Origin of the sequence: Iodobacter violaceini (assembly GCF_011601265.1) — a bacterium.
GTDB classification, from domain to species: Bacteria; Pseudomonadota; Gammaproteobacteria; order Burkholderiales; family Chitinibacteraceae; genus Iodobacter; species Iodobacter violaceini.
On record NZ_JAAOLX010000010.1, the window covers coordinates 102,630 to 115,297 of the forward strand.

General features: G+C 50.3%; 13 protein-coding genes. 9 read left to right on the forward strand and 4 right to left on the reverse strand.

Annotated features, from left to right (window positions below; all coding sequences use genetic code 11):
* Positions 1 to 137: 137 nt before the first annotated feature.
* The 6 genes from HA050_RS17695 (at position 138) to HA050_RS17720 (ending at position 6,073) form a co-directional block, all read left to right on the forward strand.
* Positions 138 to 1,046 (forward strand): D-alanine--D-alanine ligase, encoded by a 909-nt coding sequence (locus HA050_RS17695; RefSeq protein WP_166829105.1) that lies wholly within the window; start codon positions 138 to 140, stop codon positions 1,044 to 1,046.
* A gap of 58 nt (positions 1,047 to 1,104) precedes the next feature.
* Positions 1,105 to 1,872 carry a cell division protein FtsQ/DivIB gene (locus tag HA050_RS17700; protein ID WP_166829108.1) on the forward strand — a complete coding sequence of 256 codons (768 nt, stop codon included), beginning with the start codon at positions 1,105 to 1,107 and terminating at the stop codon, positions 1,870 to 1,872.
* Positions 1,873 to 2,255: 383 nt separating this feature from the next.
* Positions 2,256 to 3,488 carry a cell division protein FtsA gene (gene ftsA / locus HA050_RS17705; protein WP_166829111.1) on the forward strand — a complete coding sequence of 411 codons (1,233 nt, stop codon included), beginning with the start codon at positions 2,256 to 2,258 and terminating at the stop codon, positions 3,486 to 3,488.
* A gap of 142 nt (positions 3,489 to 3,630) precedes the next feature.
* A complete protein-coding gene (ftsZ, locus tag HA050_RS17710; protein ID WP_166829114.1) occupies positions 3,631 to 4,809 on the forward strand; it encodes a cell division protein FtsZ in 1,179 nt (392 codons plus the stop codon).
* Between the two features lie 164 nt (positions 4,810 to 4,973).
* Complete coding sequence (lpxC, locus tag HA050_RS17715; protein WP_166829117.1) at positions 4,974 to 5,888, forward strand: UDP-3-O-acyl-N-acetylglucosamine deacetylase; 915 nt, start codon at positions 4,974 to 4,976, stop codon at positions 5,886 to 5,888.
* Positions 5,888 to 6,073: a hypothetical protein gene (locus tag HA050_RS17720; RefSeq protein ID WP_166829119.1), complete on the forward strand. Its 186-nt coding sequence runs from the start codon at positions 5,888 to 5,890 to the stop codon at positions 6,071 to 6,073. Before lpxC ends, HA050_RS17720 begins: the two co-directional genes overlap by 1 nt.
* A 78-nt stretch (positions 6,074 to 6,151) precedes the next feature.
* On the opposite strand, the gene HA050_RS17725 is transcribed toward HA050_RS17720, so the two are convergent.
* A complete protein-coding gene (locus tag HA050_RS17725; RefSeq protein WP_166829122.1) occupies positions 6,152 to 6,652 on the reverse strand; it encodes a MarR family winged helix-turn-helix transcriptional regulator in 501 nt (166 codons plus the stop codon).
* A 206-nt stretch (positions 6,653 to 6,858) separates the two neighbouring features.
* Here HA050_RS17725 and HA050_RS17730 point away from each other — a divergent pair, with 206 nt between their 5' ends.
* Together HA050_RS17730 and HA050_RS17735 are read left to right on the forward strand one after the other, a co-directional pair.
* A complete protein-coding gene (locus tag HA050_RS17730) occupies positions 6,859 to 7,770 on the forward strand; it encodes an EamA family transporter (protein ID WP_166829125.1) in 912 nt (303 codons plus the stop codon).
* On the forward strand, positions 7,767 to 8,384 hold the full coding sequence (locus tag HA050_RS17735; RefSeq protein ID WP_166829128.1) for a nitroreductase family protein: 618 nt from the start codon (positions 7,767 to 7,769) through the stop codon (positions 8,382 to 8,384). Before HA050_RS17730 ends, HA050_RS17735 begins: the two co-directional genes overlap by 4 nt.
* A gap of 39 nt (positions 8,385 to 8,423) precedes the next feature.
* Here HA050_RS17735 and HA050_RS17740 read toward each other — a convergent pair whose 3' ends face one another.
* Complete coding sequence (locus tag HA050_RS17740; RefSeq protein WP_240929141.1) at positions 8,424 to 9,077, reverse strand: AraC family transcriptional regulator; 654 nt, start codon at positions 9,075 to 9,077, stop codon at positions 8,424 to 8,426.
* 24 nt (positions 9,078 to 9,101) lie between these two features.
* Between HA050_RS17740 and HA050_RS17745 the strand changes: the two genes are divergently transcribed.
* The gene (locus HA050_RS17745; RefSeq protein WP_240929142.1) at positions 9,102 to 10,418 is read left to right on the forward strand and encodes a multidrug effflux MFS transporter; all 1,317 of its coding nucleotides are present in this window, start codon (positions 9,102 to 9,104) and stop codon (positions 10,416 to 10,418) included.
* A gap of 40 nt (positions 10,419 to 10,458) precedes the next feature.
* Here HA050_RS17745 and HA050_RS17750 read toward each other — a convergent pair whose 3' ends face one another.
* Together HA050_RS17750 and HA050_RS17755 are read right to left on the reverse strand one after the other, a co-directional pair.
* Positions 10,459 to 11,622, reverse strand: coding sequence for an ABC transporter permease (locus HA050_RS17750; protein ID WP_166829136.1), 1,164 nt, complete (start codon positions 11,620 to 11,622; stop codon positions 10,459 to 10,461).
* Positions 11,623 to 11,803: 181 nt separating this feature from the next.
* Positions 11,804 to 12,565, reverse strand: coding sequence for an ABC transporter ATP-binding protein (locus HA050_RS17755; protein WP_166829139.1), 762 nt, complete (start codon positions 12,563 to 12,565; stop codon positions 11,804 to 11,806).
* Positions 12,566 to 12,668: the final 103 nt, after the last annotated feature.

Below are 12,668 nucleotides of genomic sequence, written 5' to 3' on the forward strand. Positions count from 1 at the left end.
CACAGAGCGCACAAACCATTACGAATCAAACGATGTTGAACTCGTTTTCTCGCTTGTTTTAATCTCAGTGTTCTCTGTGTCTGCAGAATGTTTTAGTGATGTTTAATTGCCTCTTGATTGAGGGTTGAGTACGCAAAATGAATAAATACGGAAAAGTAGCGGTCGTGATGGGTGGCACTTCAGCAGAGCGTGAAGTGTCATTAATGAGCGGCAAAGGTGTTTTGGAAGCCCTGCAGGCACGCGGCGTGGATGCGCACGCTTTTGATCCGGCAACAACGCCTCTTGAAGCGTTAAAAACAGAAGGTTTTGACCGCGCATTTCTGATTTTGCACGGCCCGTTTGGTGAAGACGGCACTTTGCAGGGCGCGCTTGAAGTGATGGGCATCCCTTACACGGGTTGTGGTGTATTGGCCTCAGCGCTGGGTATGGATAAGCTGCGAAGCAAGTTAATCTGGCAAGCGCTTGGCCTGCCGATTCCAGCTTTTGAAATTTTGAATGCAAACAGCGATTTTGCTGCGATTGAACAAAAACTTGGCCTGCCATTATTTGTAAAACCAGCCTGCGAAGGCTCCAGTATTGGCGTGAGCAAAGTAAAGAATACCGGGGAACTTGCCGCCGCGTTCGAAGAAGCTTACAAGTATGACAAGATTGTGATTGCAGAACAGTTCATTGGTGGGGGAGAATACACCGCCGCTGTACTGGGCGAACAAGTGCTGTCGTTTGTAAAAATCGAACCTGCTACAGAATTCTACGATTACGAAGCCAAATATATCCGCGATGACACGGTTTACCGTTGTCCTGCGGGTTTGTCTGCACAGCTCAACGAGCAAATTACCGCTTACGTGAAACAAGCCTTTTGGGCGCTTGGCGGCCGGGGTTGGGCACGTATTGATTTCTTAATGGATGAAGCGGGCAAACCTTATTTATTAGAAGCCAATACCGCGCCAGGCATGACTTCACATAGTTTATTTCCTATGGCAGCAAGAGAAGCCGGCTTAAGTTATGAGGATTTAGTTTTGCAAGTATTAAACAGCACGCTGGAATAATAAGCGGTGATTTTATTATGCCATTTCAGCCCACAAACCATTGCAGCGAGGTTCGCCCATGTGGGATAAACCTCAGCTTTTAATGTGGTTTGCCAATTTGCTGACTGCATTAGCTTTATTGCTTTTGTTTTACGCCTTGCTGTTTTTAACTGTGCATTCGCCTTTGTTTCCAATTAAAAGAATCAAAGTGGATGGTGATTTAGTTCACGTTACACGCGAGCAATTGCAATACGTTATTAAGCACGAACTGACAGGGACGTTTTTTACCCTGGACTTGGATAAGACACGGCAGGCCTTTGAAAAGCTGCCGTGGGTAAGGCAAGTGACGGTACGCAGGCACTGGCCAGACCGGGTAGAAGTCAGGGTAGAAGAGCACAAGGCAGTTGCACGCTGGGGCTCGGTGGCCCTGCTCAATAGCTATGGTGAGCGTTTTGATGCGGCATCTAACGATCAGCTGCCCATTCTGGAAGGCCCGGAAGGCACAGAAAAGGTCATGATTGATGGCTTTGCAGAGCTGCATAAAACCTTGCAGCCACTGGGGAAAAAAGCCACCCACGTCTGGCTTTCCGAACGAAGAGCATGGCGCTTTGAGCTGGATCACCAGCTGATTATTGAAGTAGGCAGAGATGAACCAGTCGCCAGAACTGCACGGTTTGTAACGGCCTACCCCAATTCGCTGGCTTTGCTGAAACAGCCTTTTGAATATGTAGATTTGCGTTATCCCAATGGCTTTGCAGTCAGATTGCCAGAGTACAAGCCAGCAGAAAGTAAGCCCGTGGTAAAGCCAGCTGTACCGGCCAGGCCTGCAGCAGCAAAACCGGCATAACCATGTCGTTTTTGAAAAATAGTAAGGCGGGTAAAACCTGTCGCAAACAGAAAATTCAGCGATGCGATTTTTTTATCAAATCGTTTTTAAAAAGTAAGCCATTGAGTAAAGAGATTGTCAGGTGACCAGAGATAGCAAAAACATCGTTGTCGGGCTCTGCCATCGCACAAGCTTTAAGCCACTAAATTCAGCGACATGACCGTTATTTCATGTTGTTTTTTAAAGTAATACGCATTGTAAAGAGGTTGTCAGGTGACCAGAGATAGCAAAAACATCATTGTCGGGCTCTGTCATCGCACAAGCTTCAAGCCACTAAATTCAGCGACATGACCGTTATTTCATGTTGTTTTTTAAAGTAATACGCATTGTAAAGAGGTTGTCAGGTGACCAGAGATAGCAAAAACATCATTGTCGGGCTGGACATTGGCACATCCAAGGTGGTGGCTGTTGTCGCCGAAATCAAAGAAGACGGCGCACTCAATGTAATTGGTCTGGGCTCGGCTGCATCACGCGGTTTGAAACGCGGTGTGGTCGTTGATATTGAAAAAACCGTCGCGGCCATCCAGTCCGCACTGGGCGAAGCCGAGCTGATGGCCGATTGTAAAATCAGCCAGGTCTTTACCGGTATTGCAGGCAGCCACATCAAGAGTATTAACTCTGATGGCATGGTGGCGATCAAGGATAAGGAAGTCACCTCGGCCGATGTAGACCGTGTGATTGAAACCGCCAGCGCGGTTAATATCCCCACCGACCATCAGGTTCTGCACATTCTGGCGCAGGAATACATGATAGACGGCCAGGAAGGCGTAAAAGAGCCGATGGGCATGTCGGGTGTGCGTTTGCATGTAAACGTGCATATCGTCAGCGGAGCAGTCAGCGCAGTGCAAAACATCACAAAATGTGTGCGTCGCTGCGGGCTGGAGATCGAAGAAGTGGTATTGCAGCCACTGGCATCCTCGTATTCGGTACTCACCGAAGATGAAAAAGACCTTGGTGTTTGCCTCGTTGATATTGGTGGCGGCACTACCGATCTGGCCATCTTTATTGGCGGCGCAATCCGCCATACCGCCGTCATTCCAATTGCAGGCGATCAGGTGACCAACGATATCGCCATGGCACTGCGTACACCCACCTCAGAAGCCGAAACCATTAAGTTGCAGCATGGTGTGGCGCTGCGTCATATGAGCGATCCGGCACAGATGATTGAAGTGCCGGGCGTAGGCGAGCGCGGTGCACGGCAAATGAGCCGCCATACTCTGGCGGAAGTGATTGAGCCGCGTGTTGAAGAGCTGTATGGCCTGGTTCAGCAGGAATTACGCCGCTCCGGTTTTGAAGGACGCCTGTCCAGCGGCATTGTGATTACCGGCGGCGCCGCAATGATGCCTGGCATGGTTGAGCTTGGCGAAGAGATTTTCCATATGCCACTGCGTATGGGCATGCCGAAATATGTAGGCGGCCTTGCCGAAGTGGTAAAAAACCCGCGTTATTCCACAGCGGTGGGTTTGCTGTTAATTGCACGTGAACAATTACTAAAGAACCCCGTAAACCGGGGCAAAGACGGCGGTGTAGGGGATATTTTTGGCCGTATGAAATCTTGGTTTCAAAACACATTTTAATCATGAAAAAAGTAACGGCTCAGGGGATATTTTGGCTGTTATTACGTTGTGGTTTCAAAACACCTTTTAAATTCGGGTAAGGATCAGCGATAAGGGGAAACATCCCCGCGCTGTTTAAATCGGGCAACGCAAGGAGAGCAACATGGCATTAACTTTTGAAGTGCAAGAAGTTGCACATCACGTCAATATTAAAGTGATCGGCGTGGGCGGCGCAGGCTGCAACGCGATCAACAATATGATCGAGCACGCATTGAGCGGGGTGCAGTTTATTGCTGCCAACACCGATGCTCAGGTACTTAAACTCTCTAAAGCTACGGATGTTGTGCAATTGGGCACGACGGGCTTTGGTGCTGGCTGCGATCCTGAAGTCGCCCGCGAAGCGGCCGAAGCCGATCGTGAGCGCATTGGTGAGCTGATCAATGGCGCCAACCTCTTGTTTATCACGGCAGGTATGGGCGGCGGCACAGGCACGGGCGCATCCCCTGTGATTGCACAAATTGCCCGTGAAAAAGGCATTTTCACCGTTGGGGTTGTAACCAAGCCTGGTCTTGACGAAGGCTCGCGCCAAAAAGTGGCTCAGGCAGGTATTGATGAGCTTTCACGCTCGGTAGATTCACTGATTATTGTTTCCAACCAAAAACTGGAAGAAGTACTTGGTGAAGACGTTACCGTAGACGAAGCCTTCCGCGCTGCTGATGATGTACTGCGTAATGCCGTGGCATCTATCGTAGAAATTATCCAGTATCCTGGCCTGATCAACGTTGACTTTGCCGACGTTAAGACCGTGATGCAGGAAAAAGGGATGGCGATGATGGGTTCGGCTTTTGCTGCTGGCGAAAACCGCGCTATCCGCGCCACCGAAGAAGCGATCAGCTGCCCGCTTCTGGATAACATTAACTTCAAGGGTGCGCGTGGTGTGCTGCTGAATATCAGCGCCAGCCGTGCCAGCCTGAAGAAAAGCGAAATCACCCGCGCCCGTGAAATCATTCAGTCGCATGTTGCTGAAGATGCCATGGTTAAACACGGTGTGGTTTACGACGAAAGCCTGGGTGAACAAATCCGCATTACCATTATTGCTACCGGTATGGGCAATAACGCCAACAAGCCACAGCTGTCTGTCGTACAAACACCGCAGCTTAAAACGGGCACAGACAATCACTCCGGTGAGCCAGACTGGGGCGCTTACGATTTACCACCGGGCTTCCGCCCAAATAACCGCAGCGCTCGTGGCTCTGCAGGCGATGTAGCTACCGTCAGCCGCAGCACAACATCTAATGTGGATATGGATATTCCTGCTTTCTTGCGCCGTCAGGCAGATTAATCATGAATGCAGAGCAGGTCAGGCACAGCAGCACAGCCTGATCTGCCCGCATGGAGTGTTTCAGACGGAGATAAAGGCATTGCCTATTGGCAAGATTGCAAAGATCAATCCAGCACACTACCCGGTGCTGGTAAGATTGAGGTCTGTTGATTAAAGAGACCAATATGTTTCAGCAACGCACTCTGAAGACGACTATCCGCGCCGTTGGCGTGGGCCTGCATTCTGGCGAGCGGGTTACCCTCGTCCTAAAACCGGCCCCGGTTAACAGCGGGATCGTTTTCCAACGCGTCGATTTGCCCGAGTCGACGCCATTCAGAGTTACGCCTGCTCTGGTCAACGACACACGGCTCTCCTCCACGCTCGTCAAAGACGGCGTACGTGTCGGTACGATCGAGCACATCATGTCTGCATTTGCGGGGCTGGGCATCGACAATGTGATTGTCGAAGTCGACGCCCCGGAAATGCCGATTATGGATGGATCGGCAGCGCCTTTTATCTATCTGTTGCAATCAGCAGGCATTGTGGACCAACACGCGGCCAAGCAATTTGTCCGCGTGCTCAAACCCATCGAAGTCTCAGAAGGCGATAAATGGGTGCGGCTCTTGCCGCACGATGGCTATAAAGTGGCGCTGACCATCGACTTTGCCCACCCCGCATTTAAAAAATCAGCCCAAACCATCACTCTTGATTTTGCTGACACCAATTATGTCAGCGAGATCGCCCGCGCCCGCACCTTTGGCTTTATCCATGAAGTGGAATACCTGCGCATGAACGGCCTGGCCCGTGGCGGCAGTATGGATAACGCGATTGTGATTGACGAATACCGCGTACTGAACGACGGTGGCCTGCGTTTTGAAGACGAATTTGTCCGCCATAAAGTGCTCGATCTGGTTGGCGATTTATACATCCTTGGCCGCCCTTTGATTGCCGCTTTTGAAGGCTATAAATCAGGCCACGCCATGAATAACAAGCTGCTGCGCGCCCTGCTGGAAGATGAATCCTCCTACGAGATTGTCAGCTTCGAAAACCGCGACGATGTACCCAGCTCATTCCACGATCTGCCTGCCTTAGGAATCTGATGTTTATTGTCCTGCGCCTGTTATTTGTACTTACCGTACTTGGCATCGCTTACTGCGCATTCAAATACCAGCGCAGCCAGGACCCGGGCTGGCTGCGCATCATCAAATGGATTCTCTATTCCACGCTGGGCTTGCTGGTGATTTTTTTTGTAGGGCTGGTGATAGAGCGCTTTGGGGTGAGTTAGCAAAAAAAGGCTGGGCTAAAGCCCAACATTTTTGGGCACATCCCCAATCCACCGCGCTGAGCTTTTCCCCGCCCGGCATCACGCCTCCAAAGCCCTCAGCAGCTCTGCCATTCTGGCATCTAATTCTTTAAGCTGATCCGCATCTATCGCCGCCAAAATTCTGTGCTCGTTAGCGACGTGCGCCGTTACGGCCTGATCGATCAAAGTAAAACCCGCCTCACTAAGCTTCACCAGCATGCTGCGGGCATCGCTGCTGCTGGGCAAGCGCTCTATCCAGCCATTTGCCTCTAAACCCTTCAGCCTGTGCGTCATCGTGCCGGACGTAATCATCAGCGATGAAAACAAGGCCGTAGGTGCCAGGCAATAGGGAGCGCCGGATCGCCTTAGCGTAGCCAGCACATCAAACTCCCAGCTTGTCATGCCAAATTCTGCAAATGTGGTATCCATCTTGCGCTGCAGCAGGGTGGCACAGCGCCGGATACGCCCAATCGGCCCCATCGGGCTTACATCCAGATCAGGGCGCTCTTTGTGCCATTGCCCAAGAATAATATCTACCGCATCGGCCTGTTGCGTACTCATATACAACTCCATCTGTCTTTAACTCAAGATTAATTGTCTTGAGTTGAAGATATATGTTATCTTTAATTCAAGACATATTGCTAAGCCTGCAGTTTGCCAGATTTCAGCAAAGGCAGCTTGGGCAAAAGCTGTACCTGCCCAACAATCACCAGCAGCAATATTTTGGCCACAGCAGCCCTAACCCTCATTCAATTGAAGGTATCTCAATGCACAGATCCGCTAAAACCTGGATTGACAGCCTGATCACCGCCCTTGCTCCGGCAATTTGGGGCTCGACTTATATCGTCACCACCCAGCTTCTTCCGCCTGACCGCCCTTTTACCGCCGCATTAATACGCACCCTGCCTGCAGGTTTACTTTTGATTCTGTTCAGCCGTGTATTGCCCCCCAAAGCCATGTGGGGTCGCTTGCTCATTTTGTCTGCGCTTAATATTGGAGCATTTCAGGCCTTGCTTTTTATTGCTGCATACCGGCTGCCGGGAGGACTGGCCGCTGTTGTCGGGGCAACACAACCCCTCATAATTATGGGACTGGTATGGATGCTGGAGCGCCGCCCGCCAGTACACCTTGCACTTTGGGCCAGCCTGGCTGGCATTCTGGGCATGGCCGCCCTGCTCTTAGCGCCGGGAGCAAAATGGGATTCAACCGGTATGGCTGCAGCCCTGGCAGGCGCTGTTTGCATGGCACTGGGCACTTATCTGGCCAGGCAGTGGAAATCACAAATCCCTTTACTGGCTTTTACAGGCTGGCAGCTATTGCTGGGCGGTCTGCTCTTGCTGCCTGTGGCGTTTATGTTTGATGCACCTTTGCCAAGCCTCAATACCACGCAAATCCTTGGCTACGCCTATTTATCTGTCTTTGGGGCGCTGATCGCATATGTGCTGTGGTTTCGTGGCATTGCCCGCCTATCCCCTGTGGCCGCCTCGTCTTTAGGCTTACTCAGCCCCATCACTGCAGTGGCACTGGGCTGGATTTTACTCGGCCAAAACATGACGCCATTGTCCATGGCGGGTTTTGTCACCGTACTGGCCAGCGTTCTGGCCGTGCAATGGAGCGTACTGAGTAAACCCGATACTTCACGTTTTCAGCCATTTCCCACAAAGAAGAGCCCAGCATGAATACCTCACTCCATACCCTGATCGAAAAACGCAGCACCACCAGCCACTTCGATGCCAGCAAGCCATTGAACAACAGCCAGATTACCGAGCTGATGCGCTTAGCCACCCTTGCCCCATCGGCTTATCATTTTCAAAACTGGAAGCTGATCGCCGTATGCTCAAGCAGCGCCAAGGCTCGCTTAAAAGATATCGCCATGGGCCAGGCACAGGTAGAAGAAGCTGCGGTTACTTTTATTATTTGCGGCACCTTAATGCCGCATCAGCAGTTAGCCGCAGCACTGCGCCCATCGCTGGATGCGGGGACTTTACCCCAGGAGATTGCAGATAGCTGGGTGGCCTCTGCCCATGCATCCTATGCAGACAACCCACAATTACAGCGTGACGAAGCCATACGCTCAGCCTCCCTTGCGGCCATGACACTGATTCTTGCTGCCGAAGGCATGGGTTTATCCACAGGAACAATAGGCGGCTTCGATACACCAGCCCTGATTGAAGCGTTTTCTCTTAAAGCCGATGAAATTCCGGTTATCTTAGTCACCGCAGGCTATGCCTCAGCAGAGAAAAGGCCTCAGAAACCACGCCGGCCACTGAGCGAGGTGGCTGAGCTGGTATAAGCTGGCAAGGGCCAGTAGTAGCCCGGCTGGCCCGTGCAATTAGCTCAAATAAACCCTTGGGGTCTTGCCGGTGCGGCTTTTAAAAAAGGCAATAAACGCACTATCACTCGCAAAACCCAAGGCGCTGGCGGTCTCTGATAGTTTCCCATTTTCTGCCAGCATTTCTACGGCACGTAATAAGCGCCATTGCTGCCGCCATTCTTGATAACTCATCCCTGTTTCGCGTTGAAATATGCGGCTTATGGTTTTTTCACTGGCCGCAATTTGCTGTGCGAATAAATGAAGCGCTAAAGGTAATTGTTCTAAGTTTTCCTGCAAACAAGATACGCGCCGATCTAGCGGAAAAACCAGTAATAAAGGCTCTTGCTTAGCCTGATTAATCTCTTCAATACATACCGAAAGCAAATTGGCATGCCGTGCCTGCTGCCAGTCTGTATCAAAATCTGCCATAGCCAGCCGCTCCAGTACGGCTCTTAATAAGGGGTTAACCTCAATCACCTGCACCTTGCCCGGCAAGACAGGGAACTGGCCAAGATCAAAATAGAGCGAGCGGTAATCCACAACCTGCCGCATTTCTGCCCGGTGCTTTACTCCTGGCGGTATCCACGCCGCCCTCGATGAGGGCAATAAGCAAAGTAAGCCATCTAAAGAGATACGAATACAGCCCTTCTTCGCAAAGAGTAATTGCCCCATTTGATGCTGGTGTAGGCCCGAATCATGATTACCCAGCAAAGAAGCAATCCCCACTACGGCAGCCCCAAATTGATCGGGATTAAATTTATCATTCGCGCCCAAGTACGCCATGCTTGTCCGATTTTAGATATTTATTGTCCTTATCATTGTAATACGCCGTTTATGTTTTTTATAAAATCGCAGCAAGTTATAAGAACAAGGAATAAAAAAATGGCTCGTACATTTAGTTTAATACTCGCCACCCTGCTGATGATGTTTCCGCAAATTGCAGAAACCATCTATAGCCCAGCCTTATCGGATATCAGCCACCATTTTGCCGTGAGCCCTGAGCTGGCGGCGCAAACACTCTCACTCTATTTTTTAGCATTTGCTGTAGGTGTGGTTGTTTGGGGAAGAATGTGTGACGTCTATGGCAGACGCCCTACCATGATGGCTGGCCTGTTGATTTATGCCATCGCCTCTTTGATCGCGCTTTGCGTAAACAACTTTAACGCTATTTTATTAGCAAGGATGCTGGCCGCCTTTGGCGCGGCAGTGGGATCTGTGGTGACACAAACCATGCTTAGAGATCTTTTTAAAGGTCTGCAACTTGCTCAGGTGTTTTCATTAATGGGCATTGCATTGGCCATTAGCCCTGCTATTGGGATGTATAGCGGCTCACTACTCAGTAGCCATTTTGGATACCAAGGCGTATTTACCGGTTTATTCGTTTTAGCGCTGGTTTTGCTTATCTGGGCTTTTCTAGCGTTACCAGAGACAAAACAGGCGAAAGAAGCTGCCGCTGCTCCACTGCTAGCCACAGCAAAGATCATGCTTAAAGATCTGCAAATTTGGCAAGTTGCATTCTTAGTAGCTTCATTCAATATCTGCCTGTTTGCTTATTACAGCTTAGCGCCATTTATGTTTGAGCAACTTGGCCTCAGTACGCGCTTATTTGGCTATACGGGGCTAATCTTGGCCATGGGCGCGGGTGTTGGGTCAATCTTGAATAAGCATTTACTCAAGCATGGCGCTCATTCGCATCAGTTGGTGCTATTGGCATCTGTGCTAACAATTTTAGGCGGCATCGGGGTCTCGCTATTACAACACAGCTCCCTATTTGTCTTGCCGATGCTCTTAGTAGTTACAGGATTTGGAATCGCCATTCCAAACATTCTTAGCTCAGCACTACATGCTTATCAAGACCGAACCGGCACAGCAGGGGCACTCTTAGGGCTGCTGTATTACCTACTCATTGGCAGTGGTTTAACGCTAGCAGGATGGAGCCAGAGCCTAGGTAGCGTTATTTTGATCTGCGGATCACTTGCTACGCTGATATCCATGCAAAGAAGTTCAACGTAGATTTTAATTGACGGGCAGCAGGAGCAACCTTGCTGCCCTCTTACTGCATCACCACCCGCCGCATTTTCTGCGCGGTATAGCTCAGGCTTGCCAGCAGTATCAGCACGCAAACCCATACGGGGATGAGCACTTCTGCAAGGCTCAGGGCTTCGCCATTCAGGATTTTGATAATCAGCTGGTTTTGCGCCAGAAGCGGCACCCAGGAAAACCAAGCGGGATCGGCCCCCTGTTTTAACATACCAATCACCAGGGCCAGCGGTGCAAGCAGCATCAGCATGGAGTTTCTGGCCTGCGCTTCCTTATGGCTTTTACCATTAATCGCCACGGCAATTTGCAGGGCGGCAATGGCCAGCGCCAGCGGGCACAGCACGGCCAAAAATACAAAAGCGTCTTTGATTGAGAATTGAAAAGCGATTTTTAATACTTCGTTTTTAATTAAAAATAGCGATGGAAAAATACTCATCACATTAAAAAACAATACGCAAACCGTGAGCGTTCCAACTGCCGCCCATTTACCCAAAGCAAAATGCCAGCTCGATACCGGGTTCATCATTAAAGGCTCTAAAGAGCCACGCTCACGCTCCCCCGCCGAGGTATCAATCGCCGCATACATGCCCACACCTAATAGCGTCATGATAAACATAAAGGGCAGCATTTCTTTTAGGCCCGCACTCTGCTGATTTTTTGCGCGGCTTAAATGGCGCTCTTCTACTTTTAACACCGTTAATATTTCGGCAGAAATGCCACGCAAGCTTAGATTTAAACCGGCCTGCTCCTGCATAAAGCCCTGCAACAGCAGCTTAATTGGCCGCACGCCCATTTGGGTGTCTTTATTAGCTAAATCACTGACAATCTCTACCCTGGGTGCAATTCCTGCGGCATATTGGCTGGCAAAGTTTTGCGGCAACAGCAGCACCGGCTCGGTATATTCTTTGCTGTGTAATTTATTTGCATAATCTGGCCCTGCGGTTTTAATTTCAAAACCTTGCCGGGCAATATAATTGATTAACTCCGGTGCATATTGCGCCCCGACTACGCGAATAAAGCGTTTCTCATTTTGCTCATCCATCCTGGAATAGGCTTCAGAGCTGATAAATAAAAAGAAGGGCATGCCCATTAAAGAAGACAAAATCACCACCAGCATGGTGCGCTTGTCTCTTAATGAATCAACCCATTCTTTTTTAAATATTTCCCAAATCATCATGCGCTCATTTCCAGTTTAATTTGTATTTAAAACCCAAGCCTTAAACCACGGCATTTTGAAGAAAACAGAGAATCACTGAGCAAAACAAAACATAAAATGATTTTCTCCGTGTAACTCTGAGTCCTCTGTGGTTCAAGATTTGGGTTTTGTTCATGCACCTGAGTAGTCAGTATTGAATGTTTCAAGCAAAAGCCAGCTTCACAAAAGCGTCTTCAAAATTGCTTTCTGCGGCCTGATCTAATAGCTGTGCTACCGTGCCCTGTGCAACGGTTGCGCCGCCAGCCACGATCACCACATGATCGCAAAGCCGCTCTACTTCTTGCATGATGTGCGTCGAAAACAGAATGCATTTGCTGCCGCCAGATGGCGATTTCAGCCATGCCAGAAACTCGCGCAGCGCCCTTGTAGCCAGCACATCTAGCCCATTGGTAGGCTCGTCCAGAATAATATTCTGCGGATCATGCACCAGCGCCCTTGCCAGTGCCGTTTTCATTTTTTCACCCTGGCTAAAGCCTTCGCAGCGCCGCTCCATCAAGGCGCGCATATCCAGCGCATCGGCCAGTGCCGTGGCCCGCTCGTTGGCTTCGTCATGGCTCATGCCGTGCAACACCCCGTAGTAAGCAATGTTTTCGCGGGCGCTCAGCCTTGGATACAAGCCCCGTGCATCAGACAACACGCCCATCCGCGCTTGCGTAGCCTGCTTGCCTGCCTCCACCTGCACTCCATCAACCAGCACCCGCCCGGAATCCGCAGGCAGCAGCGCGGCAATCATGCGCAAAGTGGTGGTCTTGCCCGCGCCATTCGCGCCCAACAAGCCCGTTACCACGCCATCTGCCGCGCTAAAGTGAATATCCTTCACGGCCTGAACCACGCTCTTAGAACGCCGCCAGCCCAGGCCCGCTTCACGGACAAATTGCTTAGATAATTGCTCGACAATAATCATGCTGTTTGCACAAACATTGAATCATTCCTTTGAAAACCCAAATCTTGAACCACAGAGAACACAGAATTACACGGAGAAAAGCATTTCAGGCGTTCTCCGTGCC